Source organism: Streptomyces sparsogenes (assembly GCF_001704635.1).
Classification (GTDB): domain Bacteria; phylum Actinomycetota; class Actinomycetes; order Streptomycetales; family Streptomycetaceae; genus Streptomyces; species Streptomyces sparsogenes.
In genome coordinates this window covers 53,234-69,045 of the sequence record NZ_MAXF01000148.1, presented here as the reverse complement: position 1 = coordinate 69,045, position 15,812 = coordinate 53,234, and the positions used below count along the sequence as shown (strand labels likewise).

10 protein-coding genes are annotated in these 15,812 nt (G+C 76.0%); 2 read left to right on the top strand and 8 right to left on the bottom strand.

Annotated features, from left to right (window positions below; all coding sequences use genetic code 11):
• The coding region (locus tag BBH68_RS30520; RefSeq protein ID WP_065966974.1) for a SpoIIE family protein phosphatase at nucleotides 1–1,946 on the bottom strand (1,946 nt) is incomplete at its 3' end.
• A gap of 88 nt (nucleotides 1,947–2,034) precedes the next feature.
• Nucleotides 2,035–3,435 (bottom strand): dihydrolipoyl dehydrogenase, encoded by a 1,401-nt coding sequence (lpdA, locus tag BBH68_RS30515; RefSeq protein WP_065966968.1) that lies wholly within the window; start codon nucleotides 3,433–3,435, stop codon nucleotides 2,035–2,037.
• Nucleotides 3,436–3,508: 73 nt separating this feature from the next.
• Here lpdA and BBH68_RS30510 point away from each other — a divergent pair, with 73 nt between their 5' ends.
• A complete protein-coding gene (locus BBH68_RS30510; RefSeq protein WP_245738375.1) occupies nucleotides 3,509–3,907 on the top strand; it encodes an RNA-binding S4 domain-containing protein in 399 nt (132 codons plus the stop codon).
• 195 nt (nucleotides 3,908–4,102) lie between these two features.
• Here BBH68_RS30510 and BBH68_RS30505 read toward each other — a convergent pair whose 3' ends face one another.
• Nucleotides 4,103–5,335, bottom strand: coding sequence for an FAD-dependent oxidoreductase (locus BBH68_RS30505; protein WP_065966973.1), 1,233 nt, complete (start codon nucleotides 5,333–5,335; stop codon nucleotides 4,103–4,105).
• A gap of 214 nt (nucleotides 5,336–5,549) precedes the next feature.
• On the opposite strand from BBH68_RS30505, the gene BBH68_RS43480 reads away from it, so the two are divergent.
• Nucleotides 5,550–6,260, top strand: a complete 711-nt coding sequence (locus BBH68_RS43480) for a peptidoglycan-binding protein (protein WP_065966966.1) — start codon at nucleotides 5,550–5,552, stop codon at nucleotides 6,258–6,260.
• A 36-nt stretch (nucleotides 6,261–6,296) separates the two neighbouring features.
• On the opposite strand, the gene BBH68_RS30495 is transcribed toward BBH68_RS43480, so the two are convergent.
• The 5 genes from BBH68_RS30495 to BBH68_RS30475 all read right to left on the bottom strand — a co-directional run bounded on the left by BBH68_RS30495 (nucleotide 6,297) and on the right by BBH68_RS30475 (nucleotide 15,746).
• Complete coding sequence (locus tag BBH68_RS30495) at nucleotides 6,297–7,769, bottom strand: NAD-dependent succinate-semialdehyde dehydrogenase (RefSeq protein ID WP_065966965.1); 1,473 nt, start codon at nucleotides 7,767–7,769, stop codon at nucleotides 6,297–6,299.
• 75 nt (nucleotides 7,770–7,844) lie between these two features.
• On the bottom strand, nucleotides 7,845–9,104 hold the full coding sequence (locus BBH68_RS30490) for an aspartate aminotransferase family protein (protein WP_065966964.1): 1,260 nt from the start codon (nucleotides 9,102–9,104) through the stop codon (nucleotides 7,845–7,847).
• Between the two features lie 148 nt (nucleotides 9,105–9,252).
• Nucleotides 9,253–9,939, bottom strand: coding sequence for a helix-turn-helix transcriptional regulator (locus BBH68_RS30485; RefSeq protein ID WP_079151290.1), 687 nt, complete (start codon nucleotides 9,937–9,939; stop codon nucleotides 9,253–9,255).
• Nucleotides 9,940–10,201: 262 nt separating this feature from the next.
• A complete protein-coding gene (locus BBH68_RS30480) occupies nucleotides 10,202–13,033 on the bottom strand; it encodes a helix-turn-helix transcriptional regulator (protein WP_065966963.1) in 2,832 nt (943 codons plus the stop codon).
• Complete coding sequence (locus tag BBH68_RS30475; RefSeq protein ID WP_065966962.1) at nucleotides 13,023–15,746, bottom strand: AAA family ATPase; 2,724 nt, start codon at nucleotides 15,744–15,746, stop codon at nucleotides 13,023–13,025. Before BBH68_RS30475 ends, BBH68_RS30480 begins: the two co-directional genes overlap by 11 nt.
• Nucleotides 15,747–15,812 lie beyond the last annotated feature (66 nt).

The following is a 15,812-nucleotide window of genomic DNA, read 5'->3' as shown; positions in this document are numbered from 1 at the left end:
TCGGGCAGGTCGACCTCGGCGGCCTCGAAGGGCAGCCCGCCCAGGCCCAGCGGGGGCCCGGCGGGCAGGTCCAGGAGGGTCGCCGTGCCGTCCGGGCGCACCAGGGCGGGCGGCGGGTGGCCGGCCCGCGCCAGGCAGCAGCGCCGGGCGACCGGGTCGTAGACCGCGTACAGGCAGGTGGCTCCGGCGACCCCGGGGCCCCGGGCGCCGTTGGCGGCGGTCTCCTCCCGGTCCAGGTGGTCCACCACCTCGTCGAGGTGGGTCAGGAGTTCGTCGGGGGGCAGGTCGAGGGAGGAGAAGTTGTGCACGGCGGTGCGCAGCCGGCCCATGGTGGCGGCGGCGTGCAGGCCGTGGCCGACGACGTCGCCGACGGCGAAGGCGACGCGGGCCCCGGACAGGGGGATGACGTCGTACCAGTCGCCGCCGACCCCGGCGGTCCCGGGCACATAGCGGTGGGCGACCTCGACGGCCTCGTGCTCGGGCAGGCCGCGGGGCAGCAGGCTCTGCTGGAGGGCCAGCACGGTGGCGTGCTCGCGCGCGTAGCGGCGGGCGATGTCGATGTACGCGGCGGCCTGGCCGACCAGTTCCTCGGCGAGGGTGAGGTCCTCGTCCTCGAAGGGGGCCGCGCGCGCCGAGCGCCGGAACTCGGCCCGCCCGAGGGTGACCCCGCGCGCGGTGAGCGGCACCGTCACCGAGCCGATGGGCTCGTCCACCAGGTGCGCCGAGGGGTGCCCGGACGGCCGCTCGCCGCTGACCGCGACGCGGCGCATCCGGGTGTCCGCCGCCCGGTGTCCGGCCCCGGGCTCCTCGCCGTGCAGGACCGAGTCGAGCAGGTCGACGGTGGCGAAGTCGGCGAAGCGCGGGACGGCGACCCGGGCCAGCTCCTGGGCGGTGCGCACCATATCGAGCGTGGTGCCGACCTCGACGCCTGCGTCGTACAGCAACTCCAGGCGTTCCCGCGCCCGGTCGGCCTTGTCGGTCAGGGCGCGCAGCTCGGTGGTGTCGCGCAGGGTGGCGACGCTGCCCCAGGGGTGTCCGCTCCGGCTGGCCGGGCGCTGGTTGACGCACAGCAGCCGCTCCCCCACCCGGTGGACCTCGTCGGTGGCCAGGCGGCCCGAGGCGAGCAGGGAGGCGATGTCCGGGGGGAGGCCGGTGTCGGTGACCTGCCGGCCCTGGGCGTCGGCCGGCAGGCCGAGGAGCCTCGCCGCCTCGTCGTTGGCGAGCAGCAGCCCGCCCTTGTCGTCGACGATCAGCACGCCCTCCCGTACGGCGCGCAGCACGGCCTCGTGGTGGTCGTACATCCTGGCGATCTCGGCGGGGCCGAGGCCATGGGTCTGGCGCCGCAGCCGCCGGCTCACCAGCGCGGCCCCGCCGGCGCCGAGCGCGAGGGCCAGTCCGAGGGAGCCGAGCATGACGGGCAGCTGGCGGCCGACCGAGCGGTTCACGTTGGGGATGGTGACCCCGGCGTTGACGATGCCGACCACCTTCCCCCTGGCGTCGGTGACCGGGACGGCCGCGCGGATGGAGGGGGAGGAGTGGGCCGCGGCCGGGACCTCGTCGGTGAAGGGGCGGCCCGCCGTGGCCGGGTAGAGGGGGCTGGTGACGCGGCCGCCGATCCGGCGGGGGTCGGGGTGGGTGTAGCGGATGCCGCTCGGGCTCGTCACCACGATGTAGTCGATGTCGGCGTCGTGGGTGACGCGCCGCGCGAAGGGCTGGAGGACCGCGCTGGGGTCGCGGGAGGTGAGGGCCGGGAGCACGCCGGGGGCGCGGGCGAAGGCGTGGGCGACGGCGAGGGCGCGGCCCCGGGCCTGGTTCTCGCCGCTGCTGCGGCCCTGCAGGACCAGCGCGGCGCCCGCGGCGACCACGAGCAGCGCCATGATCGCCAACAGCAGGGCGAGCGCCTGTCCGGCGACACTGCGCGAGCGCAGCGCCGAACCCACTTTCATCTGATCTTTCTAGCATATTTAGGGCATTCGCACCGCGTTCGGCCTGCGCATCGCTCCGACCGTTCGCCCGTGACCGGCCCCGGGCCGCTCACATATTGATCATGTGTCCGGCGAGGCCGTGCACGGCCTCCTTGACGGCCTCGGAGAGCGTGGGGTGGGCGTGGACGTTGCGCGCCACCTCATGGGCGGTCAGGTCCCAGCGCTGCGCCAGCGTCAGCTCCGGCAGCAGCTCGGTGACCTCCGGGCCGATCAGATGGCCGCCCAGCAGCTCGCCGTGGCGGCCGTCCGCGATGAGCTTGACGAAGCCGACGGCGTCGCCGATCCCCTGCGCCTTGCCGTTCGCGGTGAACGGGAACTTCGCCACCCGCACGTCGAAGCCCCGCTCCCGGGCCTGGGCCTCGGTCCAGCCGAAGCTGGCGATCTGCGGCCGGCAGAAGGTCGCCCTCGGGATCATCACATAGTCCAGCTCCATGGTCTCCGCGCCCGCGATCGTCTCGGCGGCGACCACGCCCATCGCCTCGGCGGCGTGGGCGAGCATCAGCTGCGCGGTGACGTCCCCGACCGCGAAGATGTGCGGCACGCTGGTGCGGCAGCGGGCGTCCACGGCGATGGCGCCCCGCTCGGTCAGCCGGACGCCGGTGTTCTCCAGCCCGTAGCCGGTGACCCGCGGCCGGAATCCGATCGCCTGCAGCACCGCCTGGGCGTGCAGCGTCTGCCGCTGGCCGCCGGTGGTGACCATGACCTTCGCCGAGGGGCCCGAGTCGTTGATCGCCTCCACCCGGGTGGAGGTGAGGACGTCGATGCCCAGCCTGCGGTAGCGGCGCGCGAGCTCGGCGGAGACCTCCTCGTCCTCCAGCGGGACGATCCGGTCCAGGAACTCCACGAGCGTCACCCGCACGCCGTAGCTGTGCATGAGGGACGCGAACTCGACGCCGATGGCGCCCGCCCCGGCGATGATCACGCTCTCGGGCAGCTCGGGGCTGAGGATCTGCTCCTCGTACGTCACCACGCGCTCGCTGAGCGAGGTGCCGGGCAGCAGATTGGTGACCGCGCCCGTGGCGATCACGCAGTGGCCGAAGGTGAGGCTCTCCGCTCCCCCGGCGGCCAGGTCGACCCGCAGCGTCCGGTCGTCGGTGAAGGTGCCCCGGCCGTCGTACTGGGCGATCTCGTTCTTCTTCATCAGGAAGTGGACCCCGCGGACGCGCCCGTCCGCGACCTTGCGGCTGCGCTCGTAGGCCGCCCGGTAGTCCAGGATCACCTGCCCGTCCACCCGGATACCGAAGGTCGGGGCCTCCTGGGTCAGCAGATGGACCAGCTCGGCGTTGCGCAGCAGGGCCTTGGACGGGATGCAGCCCACGTTGAGGCACACCCCTCCCCAGAACCGCTCCTCCACGACGGCCACGGACAGGCCGAGTTGCGCGGCGCGGATCGCGGCGACATAGCCGCCCGAGCCCGCGCCCAGGACCACGACGTCAAAGTGTGCGCTCATGTGTGGCACCTTAGACAGCAATATCGGATGAAGCAGGACGTATCACCCTGGACGGAGCCGATAGAGTCGGGGCATGGCTTCAGGCATGCCTTCAGACGCCGCTTCGGAACAGGGGTCCGTGCGGATCGACAGCTGGATCTGGTCCGTACGGCTGACGAAGACCCGGTCGCTGGCCGCCACGGCGTGCCGCGGCGGCCACGTACGGGTCAACGGGGAGCGCGTCAAGGCCGCCCATGGCGTGCGGCCCGGGGACGAGGTGCGGCTCTTCCACGCCGGGCGTGAGCGGATCGTGATCGTGAAGCGCCTGGTGCACAAGCGGGTCGGGGCCGCCGTCGCGGCAGAGTGTTTCGTCGACAACTCCCCTCCCCCGCCACCGCGCGAGGAACTCCTCGCCGTCGCCACCCGCGACCGCGGCGCCGGCCGCCCCACCAAGCGCGACCGGCGCGACATGGAGCGGCTGCGCGGCCGCTAGGGGGTGTCTCCCCGATCTCTGCGGGCCCGCGACGCCTGGCACGCACGCTCGCTGCGTTGTCGGGCCCGCCCAAGTAGGCCCACTACGAGGGCGACCCTCCGCCTTGCGATCGCACGCGCCCCCAGCTACCGCTGGGCGGTGCCCCCTGACGCCGCGGGCTGATCCACAGAGATCGGGGAGACACCCCCTAGGGGGTCAGCGCAGGGACGCGGCGGGCGGGCGCTCGCGGCGGGCGCCGTAGGCCAGGAAGTACGCCGGGACCCGCTTCAGCCAGGGCACCGCGCTCAGCACCCGCGCGATCCCGGGCGGCCGGGAGCCGTCGCCGAGCGGGGTGGCGCCGGCCAGCACCGGCTCGATGACCCGCGCGTGGGCGATCCGCTGCAGCGCCTGCGTCGCCGCGGTGGTCGGCCACCTGCGGCGCTGCACCGCGCGGGCCTCCCGCAGCCCGACGGTGCCCTCGGCGAGCGGCCCGGCCAGCACCCGGGCGGCGGCCACGGCGTCCTGGACGGCCAGGTTGATGCCGATCCCGAACACCGGCGACATCGCGTGCGCCGCGTCCCCGATGCACAGCAGCCCGGGGCGGTGCCAGCGCCGGAGCCGGTCCAGCCGTACGTCGAGCAGCTTCACCTCGTCCCACGACCGCAGGGCGTCGGTGCGGTCCGCCAGCCACGGCGCGACGGCCGCGAACTCGGCCATGAACCGGTCCAGGCCCGCCGCGCGCCGGTCCGCGTCCGTCCCCTTGGGGATCAGCGCGGCGCACTGCCAGTAGTCCCCGCGGTCGATCATGGCGGTCAGGAAGCGGTCGCCGGCGTTTCCCACCAGCCCCCGCGGGTCCCCCTCGTGCCGCGGCAGCCGGAACCACCAGGCGTCCATCGGGCAGCCGAACTCCCGCAGCCCCAGCTCCGGCAGCCGCCGGGCCAGCGACCCCCGGCCGTCGCAGGCCACGGTCACGGTGGCCCGCAGCTCGCCGGTGCGCCCCTCCGCGGTGCGGTAGCGCACCCCCGCCACCCGGCCGCGCTCCATGAGGAAGGAGGTCACCTCGGTGTTCATGCGCAGGGTGAAGGACGGCTCCCGCGCGCCCTCCTCCGCCAGCAGGGTCAGCAGGTCCCACTGCGGGACCATCGCGACGTAGTTGTACCGCACCGGCAGCGCGCCGATGTCGCCCACGGTGAACAGCGACCGGCCCGGGCCGATCGGCAGCTGGATGGTGCGCACATGCCGCTGCGGCAGCGCCGCGAACCGCTCGGCGAGGCCCAGCTCGTCCAGCAGCGACAGCGTGGTCGGGTGCACGGTGTCACCCCGGAAGTCGCGCAGGAAGTCGCCGTGCTTCTCCAGGACCGTGACCTCCACGCCCGCGCGCGCCAGCAGCAGGCCCAGCACCATCCCGGCCGGCCCGCCGCCCACCACACAACACCTGGTGTGCTCCATCGTCTCCACCCTCTCCACCCCCTCGGTGTCCCGGACGCGGCATTCGGGGGACATCCGGCGGCCGGTCGTGTGTGAACGCCGCCGAGCGTCGCCTGGCGGGCGTCCACCGACATCATCCGCGACGCGTCATCCACGCGCTGAGTCCCCCGGGCTTCCCGTCCGTATCTTCTCCCGACGGTCTCGACGGCGCTGCGCGGGAGTTGGAGGAGATCTTATGGCTGCCGGAACCGAACCCGAACAGCCCACCGGGCGGCAGGTGATCGAGCCGACCCGGATCTTCCGTGCGGTGGTGGAGCCCGACCGGGACGGCGGGCTCCCGCTCGAGGCCTGGATGGAGGAGCTGGACCTCTTCCGCCCGGGAGGCGCGGCGCTTCCACCGGGCGGGTACGACATCGCCGACGCGGACACCCAGGAGTTCGACCCTGGACTGGGGAGGCCCGCTGGGCCGCCGCCCGCCGCCGCGCCGCCGGCCGCGCCCGGGCGCCGGGGCCGGCCGGGCGCCGTCGTCCTGGCCGCCGCGGGGGCGGTCGGGGCGGCCCTCGCGCTCGTGCTCGTCCTGCTCCTCCCCGGCGGCGACGGCAGCCCCGCCGCGCGGCCCGGGCCGGGCGGCGGAGCCCCGTCCGGCCCCACGTCGGCCCCCGCCGCGCCCGCCGCGCCGGGCGGGGCGGACGGGGCGAACGAAGGGGGCGCGGCGGGGGCGGGGGGCGCGGTGCTGTCCCTGGGGGACAGCGGTCCGGAGGTCTCCGAGCTCCAGTCCCGCCTGCTGCGGATCCCGGACGTGTACCCCGGCGGGGCGGTCAACGGCAGATACGACCGCACCCTGGCCTCCGCCGTGGCCCGCTTCCAGCTGTGGTACGGGATCCGCGGCGACGAGGACGGGGTGTACGGCGACGCCACCCGGCGCGACCTGGAGTCCCGCACCTGACCCGCGGCCGGCCGCCGCCCGCCGGGTGGCGGGCCGTCACACCGGGATCGCCACGTACTTGTACTCCAGGAACTCCTCGATGCCCACCCGGCCGCCCTCGCGGCCCAGTCCGGACTGCTTGACGCCGCCGAAGGGGGCCGCCGGGTTGGAGACCAGACCGGTGTTGAGGCCGACCATGCCGACCTCCAGCCGCTCGCTCACCCGCAGCGCACGGCTCACGTCCCGGGTGAAGACATAGCCGACCAGGCCCCATTCGGTGTCGTTGGCCAGGCGTACCACCTCGTCCTCCTCGTCGAAGGGGGAGATGGCCGCGACCGGGCCGAAGATCTCGGTGTCCATCAGCCGGCTGGCCGGGTCCACGCCGGTCAGCACCGTGGGCGGGTAGAAGCAGCCAGGACCGTCCGGGGCCGCGCCGCCGACCAGGACCTCGGCGCCGCGCCCCACGGCGTCGGCGACCAGCTCCTCGACCTTGGCCCGGCCGGCCCGGTCGATGAGCGGGCCGACGTCGACGCCGGGGCGGCTGCCCGGGCCGACGACGAGCGAGCCCATGCGCCGCGCGAGCCGCTCGGCGAACTCGGCGGCCACCGACCGGTGCACGAAGAACCGGTTCGCGGCCGTGCAGGCCTCCCCCATGTTGCGCATCTTCGCGGTCATCGCGCCCTCGACCGCCGCGTCCAGGTCGGCGTCGGCGAAGACGACGAACGGCGCGTTTCCGCCCAGCTCCATGGAGGTGCGCACCACGGCCGGGGCGCACTGGGCGAGCAGGGTCCGGCCGACCTGGGTGGATCCGGTGAAGGACAGCTTGCGGACCCGGCCGCTGGTCAGCAGCGGCTCCACGACCTCCCCGGCGCGGGAGGTCGTCACCACGTTCAGCACCCCCGCCGGAAGGCCGGCCTCCTCCAGGATCCCGGCGAGGGCCAGGCTGGACAGCGGGGTCTGCGGGGCGGGCTTGAGCACCATGGTGCAGCCGGCGGCGACCGCCGGGCCGATCTTGCGGGTCCCCATGGCGAGCGGGAAGTTCCAGGGGGTGACCAGCACACAGGGGCCGACCGGGCGGCGCATCAGCAGCATCCGGTTCCGGCCGTCCGGCAGGGTGCCGAAGTCGCCGTCGATGCGGACCGCCTCTTCGGAGAACCAGCGGAAGAACTCGGCGGCGTAGGCGGCCTCCCCCCGCGCCTCGGCCAGCGGCTTGCCCATCTCGGCGGTCATCAGCGCGGCGAGACTGTCGGCGCGCTCGACGATGAGCTCGTAGGCGCGGCGGAGTATCTCGCTGCGCGCGCGGGGCGCGGTGGCCGCCCACTTCTCCTGGGCGTCCTCGGCGGCGGACAGGGCGCGCTGCCCGTCCGCGGGGCTGCCGTCCGCGACCCGGCACAGCACCTCGCCGGTGGCCGGGTCGTCGACCGGCATGGTCAGCCCGCCGGCCGCGTCGGCCCATTCACCGGCGATGTACAGCTTCTTGGGCACGGCGGCGATCACGTCGTCCGCCGGGGGGAACGAGGGGGTGGACATCTGGGGCGGCTCCTTTACCTCTGCCATCCGGGACCATCGACCACTGGGGGTAACCAGTGTGGCGCGGGACATGCCTCAGGAGGCCGCCGTGCCCGCCTCGACCGCGGCGGACCAGGCGCGCAGGCCCTCGTCGATGGCCGCTTCGTCGACGACCAGGGCGGGGATCATCCGCACCACGTGGTTCCAGGCCCCGCACAGGAGCAGCAGCAGGCCCTCGTCCACGGCCGCGCGCTGCACCCGCGCCGCCGTCGCGGGGTCGGGCTGCCCGTCCTCGGTGGTGAACTCGCTGGCCAGCATGAGGCCGAGGCCCCGTACGTCGCCGATCGCGGGCGTCCCCGCGGCCACCGCCTCCAGCCCGGTGCGCAGCCGGGCGCCCATGGCCTCGGCGTTGGCGACGAGGTTCTCGTCGCGGACCACGTCGAGGGTGGCCACCGCCGCCGCGCAGGCCACCGCGTTGGCCCCGTAGGTGCCGCCCTGGGAGCCGGGCCAGGCCTTGCTCATCAGGGCCTTCGGCGCGGCGATGCCGGACAGGGGGAAGCCGCTGGCCAGGCCCTTGGCGGTGATGAGGATGTCGGGGCGCACGCCGAAGTGCTCGTGGGCCCAGAAGCGTCCGGTGCGGCCCACGCCGGTCTGCACCTCGTCCAGGACGAGCAGGAATCCATGGCGGTCGGCCCGCTCGCGCAGGCCGCGCAGGAACCCTTCGGTGGCGGGCACGTATCCGCCCTCGCCGAGGACGGGTTCGACGAAGACGGCGGCGGTGTCCTCGGGCGGGGAGACGGTCTGCAGGAGGTAGTCCAGCTCGCGCAGGGCGAAGCGGGTCGCGGTCTCCTCGTCCCAGCCGTACCGGAAGGCGGTGGGGAAGGGGGTGACCACCACGCCGCCCATGAGCGGCGAGAAGCCGGAGCGGAAGCGGGTGCCGGAGGTGGTCATGGAGGCGGCGGCGACCGTACGGCCGTGGAAACCGCCGTGGCAGACCAGGACGTTGGGCCGCCCGGTGGCCTGGCGGGCGAGCCTGAGGGCCGCCTCCACCGCCTCGCTGCCGGAGTTGGCGAAGAACAGACTGTCCAGCTCCTCGGGGAGCACCTCGCCGAGCCGCTCGACGAGCCGGCGCAGCGGCGGGTGCAGCACCGTGGTGTACTGGCCGTGGATGAGGGTGGCGACCTGCTCCTGGGCGGCCGCGACCACCTTCGGGTGGCAGTGCCCGGTGCTGGTGACGCCGATGCCGGCGGTGAAGTCCAGATAGCGCCGCCCGTCCTCGCCGTGGAGGTAGGGCCCCTCCCCCCGGACGGCGACGACCTCGGTGGCCTGCTTCAGGTGCGGCGACAGTTCGGTCATGCTCTGCTCCCAAACCTCACGGGTCGGCGATCACTGGACGCTTCGAGCGTCGCCGAGAGCCGGGGCCGGGACAATGATCACTGTGTCGCGCCGGCGCGATCACTGTGGACGATCTGTCAACCGCGCGGCGCGCCGGGCCGCGGTCCGGTCAGGTGACGAAGTCGCGCACGACCTTCGGGGGCCAGGAGCCCACTTCGAGGACGCCCAGGGAGTAGGCGCGGGAGACCAGGGCGGCCCGGTTGGGGACCCGGAGCTTCCGCAGCAACCGGGTCACGTGGTATTCGACGCCCTGGCGGCTGAGGTAGAGCCGGGACGCCAGGGGGACGGTGGAGAGGCCGGACGCTATGCCTTCCAGGATGCGGGCCTCGATCTCGCTGAGCATCTTCTTGTGCGGGGTGACGACGTCGGGGTCCTCGGGGCCGTCCGCGGAGCGCATCACGACCAGGACGGAGACCGTGCGCGCGCTCTCCCCGCGGACCGCGACCGCCGTGAGCGCGCTGGTGAACGCGGTGCCCTCGGCCGAGACGGCGACCAGGTGGGTGGCGAACCGGCGGCGGCTGCCGTCGACGAGCCGGAGGAACTGGCGCCGGAGCGGCTGCCGGAGGCTCGGGTGCGCCAGCTCGCCGAAGTCGCGGCCGCAGACCTCCGCGGAGGAGCCCCCGAACAGCCGGAAGAACTCCTGGTTCGCCTGCTGGACCCGCAGGTTGGCGTCGAGGCGGGCCACACCCGCCCCGGGCTGGTCGAACTGCCCGAGGAGGTTCGTGTACCCGAGCGGGTCACGTCCGGTGTCCCGGGGGATGAGGTGAACTGTCTCTGCCGGCGCGGGGGTCGCCAATGGACTGCCGTCCCTTCATGGGCCGTTCCCCGGGAGGCCGGAGAACGACATGCTGGTGGCACGTTTTTCGGTGGGGGAGTGGTTCGGAGACTAAGGAGGCCCTCGGAGGGGCGTCAACGTCCGCCGGGGCCCGGCGGCAAATCCTGTGGTGGGGCGGCGCGGATGGTTCGGTACGCCGCCCGCGGTTTCGGTGGTTCGGTACGGTCCGCGCGGGCGCCCGCCTCGACCGCGGGCCGGTCACCCTCGGCGCGGGCCGGTGCCCTCAACCGCCCTTGACCGCCTGGAGCCTCGGCAGGGCCGCGATGAGTTCGCGCCGTCCGGAGACGGCCAGCTTGCGGTAGGAGTTCGTCAGGTGTTTCTCGATGGCGCGGGAGGTCACCCCCAGTTCACCGGCGATCTCGGTGTTGGTCAGCCCCCGGCCCGCCAGCGCGACCACCCGGCGCTCGGTGCGGGTCAGCGCGTCCTTGGGCCGGGCGGCGCCGCCCCCGCCCCCGCGGGCCCGTTCGGCCAGCCAGGGCGCCTCGCAGGCGGTGGCCAGCGCCGCGGCCTCCCGCAGCAGTCCGTCGGCCTCCGCGCCGCCCTGGAGCCGTCTGCCCAGCATCAGGAGGGCGCGGGCGAGTTCGAGTTCGTTGGCCGAGCCGCGCAGCACGCCCACCGCCTCGCGCAGCAGGGCCTCGCCCGCCTCGCCCTCCACCAGCGTGCCCTGGAGCCGCAGGGCCCGGCCCACGGCGACGGGCACGCCCCACGCCTCGGCCCGCAGCCGCTCCTCCTCGGCGAGGGCGAGCGCCGAGCGGAGGTCGCCGAGCCGGTGGTAGAGGCCGGCCGCGCGGGGCCGCCACGGGAACAGCACCGGATTGCGCCAGCCCGCCGCCTCCAGCCGGCGGCCGCCGGCCATCAGGGTCTCCACGGCCGCGGCCCAGCGGCCCTGCTGGGCGTCCACGGCCGCGCCCAGGAACTGCAGCCCCACCGTCAGGGTCAGGCAGGAGGACTGGCGCCGGGAGGCGTCCTCCAGGATCCGTACGCCGCGGGCGGGGTCGCCCATCTCCAGGGCCGTGAAGACGAGGGCGATGGTGGAGGCCACGCCGAGTTCCCGCCAGTGGGCGTCGGCGAGCCGCAGCGCGCGTTCGGCGTGGGCGTGGGCCGGGGCGGGCCGGCCGCGCCCCATGAGCACCATCGCCTGCTCGAGGTGGCCGAACGCGTCGGCGACCGTGGCGTCCCGCCGTCCGAGCCGCTGCTCGACGGACAGCCAGGAGCCGACGGCGTCGACCGAGTCGGCCGCGACCAGCGCGACGGTGGTCAGCGGCAGCGCGGAGTACACGCGGGCCGACGCGACCGGTTCCCGCTCCAGAAGGCGCCGCGCCAGCCTGGTGACGTCGGCCGGGGGCAGCCGGCAGGTGAGCACGGCGGCGTTCAGCAGCACCGCGGCCAGCTCCCGCTCGGCCGCCGTGGCCGTCGGCGGCTCCTCCCCCATCGCGTGCAGCCGCTCCACCGCCGAGGCCAGCTCCGCCGGGTCCGCGACGCCGCACTGGCGCAGCCGCGCCTCCAGCCGCAGGGCCACCTCGCGCACCGCGCCCTCCAGCGCGTCCGGCGGGCCGAGTTCCGCGGCGGCCTGCCGCAGCAGATCGACCGCGGAGTGCGGGGTGCGGTCCAGGACGGCCGGGGAGAGCCGCAGGGCCGCGGCGGCCCGCTGGCCGGCGGTGGGGAGCAGCGGGATCGCCTGGGAGATGTGGCGCTCGGAGGCGGCGGGGTCCAGGCCGCGCTCGGCGGCGGCCAGGTCGATCAGCAGCCGCGCCCGGGCCTCGCCCGCCAGGGAGCCGTCCAGCAGCGCGCGCCGCAGATAGCGGATGGCGGCCTCGGGGGCGCCCCGGCGCAGCGCCGTGTCCGCGGCGGCCCGCAGCACGCCCACCGACCACGGGTGGCCGGAGGTGACCCCGGCCATCAGCTGGGCGGCGACCTGTTCGTCGGAGTGTCCGGTGCGGTACAGCAGTTCCGCGGCGTGGTCGTGCAGCCGCTCCCGCTCCGTGACGGTCAGCGAGGCGTGGACGGCGTCGCGTACGGCGGGGTGGGCGAAGCGGGGCCGCGGCCCGGCCGTCCGGTCCTCGGGCAGCCGGTCGGCCACCAGCCCGAGTTCGCCGAGGGCGCGCAGCGCCGCCCCGGCTCCGATGGGGTCCAGGCCGGCCAGCCGGGCAGCCAGCGCGGGATCGCCGTGGTCGCCGAGGACCGCGAGGGCGGCGGCCAGGTCGCGTACGGCGGGGGGCTGGAGGCGTACGCATCGGGCGAGCCGCTCGCGCAGGTCCGCGGGGCGCGCGGAGCGGGCCGCTTCCGCCCGGTCGGCGGTCGGCCTGTGGCCGGCGGCCGCCAGGTCCTGGAGGACGGAGGTCAGCGCGAGCGGGTTGCCGGCGCAGGTGTCGTGGCAGGCGCGGACGAAGTCCTCGTGGCCCGGCTCGCCGAGGTGGTCGCGGATCGTCTCCGCGGTGGCCGCGGCGGACAGCGGGCCGAGGGGCAGCCGGTGGGTGGCCGCGTCGGCGATCTCGCACACCAGGGGGTGCCGGCCGCGGGGTTCCCCGTCGCGCAGGGCGCACACGAGGACCGCGCGCAGCCCCCGCAGCCGCTTGGCCAGATACGCCAGGCAGCGCAGCGAGGGAGTGTCGACCCACTGGAGGTCGTCGACGAGGATCAGCAGGGGGCCGTCGGCGCAGACGTCCTCCAGCAGTGAGCGCAGGCCGCCGAGTGCCGGTTCAGGGGCGGCGGGGCCTTCGGGCCCGGGCCCGGCCTCGTCGGCGAGGGCCGTCATCCTGGCGAAGCCGGCGCTCTCGTGCGTCCAGCGCTCGCACAGCTCGCGCGGGGCGCCCGCCAGCAGGCTGTCGAGCAGCTGGCGCACGACGCCGAAGCCGAAGTCCTGTTCCATCGGGGCGGCGTTGGCGCGCAGCACCCGCGCGCCCTCGTCGGCGACGTGTGCGGGCAGCCGCTGGAGCAGCGCGGACCGGCCGATGCCGAGCGGGCCGGTGACCAGGACGAGGGACGGCCTGCCCGCGCGGGCGTCCCGCAAGGCGGTGGTGACCTGGGCGAGTTCGGGGTCCCGCTCATGCAACATCCGTGTCGTGGCCTTCCATCGAGCGCACCAGCGCGCGCAGTTCGGCGCGGCCGCTGATCCGCAGTTTCCTGTAGGCGGCGCTCAGCCGCAGCTCGACGGTGCGGGTGGTGACCGAGAGCTTGTCGGCGATGTCGCGGTTGCCGTGCCCGCGGCCCGCGAGGGTGGCGGTGCGCCGCTCGGCGTCGGACAGCGCGGTCCAGGCGGCGGGCAGATCGCGGCTGGGGCCGCCGGGCCGGCCGAGCCGCTGGGCGAGGGCGCGCGCCCGCGCGGCCGTCCTGCTGCCGGGCTGGGAGGCGACGAGCCGGGACACCTCGGCCACCAGGGGTGCCGCGGCCTGCCGCCGCCCCGCGTCCAGCTCCGCCGTGGCCAGTTCGATCAGCGCCCCGGTGTAGGCCACGGTGGCGGGGACGGCCCGCAGGGTGCGCACGGCCTCGCGCAGCCTGGCCGTCCGGCCCTCGCGGGCCACCCGCCCGAGGCCCAGCTCCGCCCAGCCGATGGCGCTCGGCGCGCCCCAGTGCCGGGCCAGGGACAGTTCCTCGTGGCCGAGCCGCTGGGCCTCCTGGTCGCGGCCGAGGGCGTGGCAGGCCCGGGCGGCCAGGGAGCGCCAGGGGAGCAGGGCCGGGTTGGCGTACTGGAGGCGCAACAGCCGCCGCCCGGCGGCCAGCAGCAGGTCGGCCGCTTCTGCCGGGCTGCCGTACGCGATGGCCACAAGGCCCCTGGCGAAGAGCAGATGGGCGCCCGCCATGCCGTTCCACGAGGCGTCGGGGTCGGGCAGGGCCGCGAGCGCCTCGGCCCGCCGGCGGTCGTCGCTCTCCAGCGCCACCAGGATGCGCACGGCCAGCGCGTAGGGGGCGTAGAGGGGGTGCCAGTGGGTCTGCGGCAGGGCGCGCTCGGCCGCGGCGACGTCCCCCTCGGCCAGGTCGGGCCGGCCGCGCCGCAGATTGAGGTCGCCGCGCGCGATGAGCAGCAGCGCGGCGGCGGCCGGGGCGTGGTCGCGCCGGGCCTCGGCGAGCAGGGCGTCCAGGCGCCAGGCGGCCTCCTCCAGGTCGCCGGTCAGACACAGCGCCCGGCACGCCGCCAGCCGGGGCAGCAGCAGCGCGCCCTCGTCGCCGCGGCCGGCGAAGGCGTCGCGGGCGAGCGCTCGGGTGGCGGGCAGGTCCTCGCCGCGCAGCGCCTGCCGCCAGGCGCGCACCCCCGCCTGGGCGGGCGAGGCCGGGTGGCGGGGCAGCGCGGGGACCTCGTGCAGCAGCAGGTCGGTGTCGTCCTGGCGGCCCAGTTCGGCGAGCCAGAACAGGGCGACCAGGGCGTCGCGTTCGCTGCCGTGCGCGGCGGACAGCGCTTCCACCAGCGCCCGGCGTACGGCATCGCCGCCGCCGCGGGCCAGTGCCAGGTCGGCGGCGCGGGTCCGCGTCCCGGCGAGTTCGGCGCCCGGCGAGCGGAGGATGTGGGCGAACCGGCGGTCGGCGGCCTCCGGGGCGGCCGGCATCTCGGCGGCGGCCAGCCGCAGGCTCAGCCGGGCCCGCCGCACGTGGGCCAGCGGCTCCTCCAGCGCGCGGGCCAGCGCGGCGACCGCCCGGCCGTGGTCGCCCGCGCGCAGCGCCTCGGCGCCGGCGCCGCGCAGTGCGTGGACGGCCCAGGGCGCCCCGACGGGGCGGGCGGCGAGCAGCAGTTCCGCGATGTCGGCGTCGCCGGCCCCGGCCCGGTGGGCCAGCTCCGCGGCGCGCGCGTACAGGTCGGCCCGCTCGTCGGCGGGCATCTCCTCCAGCACCCGGGTACGCACCTCCGGGGCGGCGGGCCGCAGCGCCTCTCCCCCGTCGGAGGCGGTGAGCCCGGTGGCCTCCAGCGTCTCGCGCAGCCCCGCGTCGTGTGCGGGGCGGGGCCTGGCGAGGGTCCGGACGAGGGGGAAGTCCAGCAGGTGGCCGCAGACGGCCACGGCCCGCAGGGCCGCGACCGCCTCGGGGGGCAGGCCGCGCAGCACGCGGGTGGTGTGCTCGGCGGTGACGGCGGCGGTGATCGCGCGCAGCTGCGGCACCCGGGCGTCGAGCGGTCGGTGTCCGGCGTCGGCGAAGCGGCGCAGCACCTCGTGAAGCACCTCCGGGTTGCCCGCGCAGGCCTCGGCGGCCGCCGCGGTGAAGCGCTCCTCGCCCCGGTCGCCGCACACCAGCGCCACCGCGGCCGCGACCTCGGCGGGGCCCAGCGGCGGGAGCGTCAGCCGGGTCACCGGGAGCGGCCCCGGGGCGTCCGGGTCGGCCAGGCGCGCGGGGCCGGTGGCGCCGGCCAGCACCGCGACCGGCGCCCCGGGCAGCCGCCGGATCAGCGCCCGGAGCCAGCGCAGCGAGTCGGGGTCCAGCCATTGCAGGTCCGCCACGGTCAGCAGGGTCGGCCGGTCCCGGGCGGTGCGCAGCAGCTCGGCGAGGCCGGGTAGCGGCCCGTCGCGCCCGGCGCCCCCGGCCGGGGCGTCGGGGCCCAGCAGCTGGGTCACGGCCCCGTACACCAGGTCGCTCTCGCCGGGGGTGGCCCGGGCGCGCAGCACGCGCAGCCCTCGCTCCTCGGCGAGCCGGGCCGCCCACCGCAGCAGCGCGTGCTGTCCGGAGCCCGCCGCGCCGCTCACGGTGACGACCGCCGGGCGGTGCTCGCTCAGGCCGGTGACGGCCCTGGCGAGGACTTCCTGCTCATGTTCGCGACCGAGGAGGGAGAGCCCGAATGGCGGCATGCGGTCACTATACATAGGGTTTATAGTGGCGGTTTCGCCAGGCGGCCCGGTCGCGGCGGGCACGGC

Bases quoted from the DNA above. Each gene is read 5' to 3' on its own strand.
- lpdA (WP_065966968.1), bottom strand. From the start codon at position 3,435: ATGAGCGCACACTTTGACGTCGTGGTCCTGGGCGCGGGCTCGGGCGGC.
- BBH68_RS30510 (WP_245738375.1), top strand. From the start codon at position 3,509: ATGGCTTCAGGCATGCCTTCAGACGCCGCTTCGGAACAGGGGTCCGTG.
- BBH68_RS30505 (WP_065966973.1), bottom strand. From the start codon at position 5,335: ATGGAGCACACCAGGTGTTGTGTGGTGGGCGGCGGGCCGGCCGGGATG.
- BBH68_RS43480 (WP_065966966.1), top strand. From the start codon at position 5,550: ATGGCTGCCGGAACCGAACCCGAACAGCCCACCGGGCGGCAGGTGATC.
- BBH68_RS30495 (WP_065966965.1), bottom strand. From the start codon at position 7,769: ATGTCCACCCCCTCGTTCCCCCCGGCGGACGACGTGATCGCCGCCGTG.
- BBH68_RS30490 (WP_065966964.1), bottom strand. From the start codon at position 9,104: ATGACCGAACTGTCGCCGCACCTGAAGCAGGCCACCGAGGTCGTCGCC.
- BBH68_RS30480 (WP_065966963.1), bottom strand. From the start codon at position 13,033: ATGTTGCATGAGCGGGACCCCGAACTCGCCCAGGTCACCACCGCCTTG.
- BBH68_RS30475 (WP_065966962.1), bottom strand. From the start codon at position 15,746: ATGCCGCCATTCGGGCTCTCCCTCCTCGGTCGCGAACATGAGCAGGAA.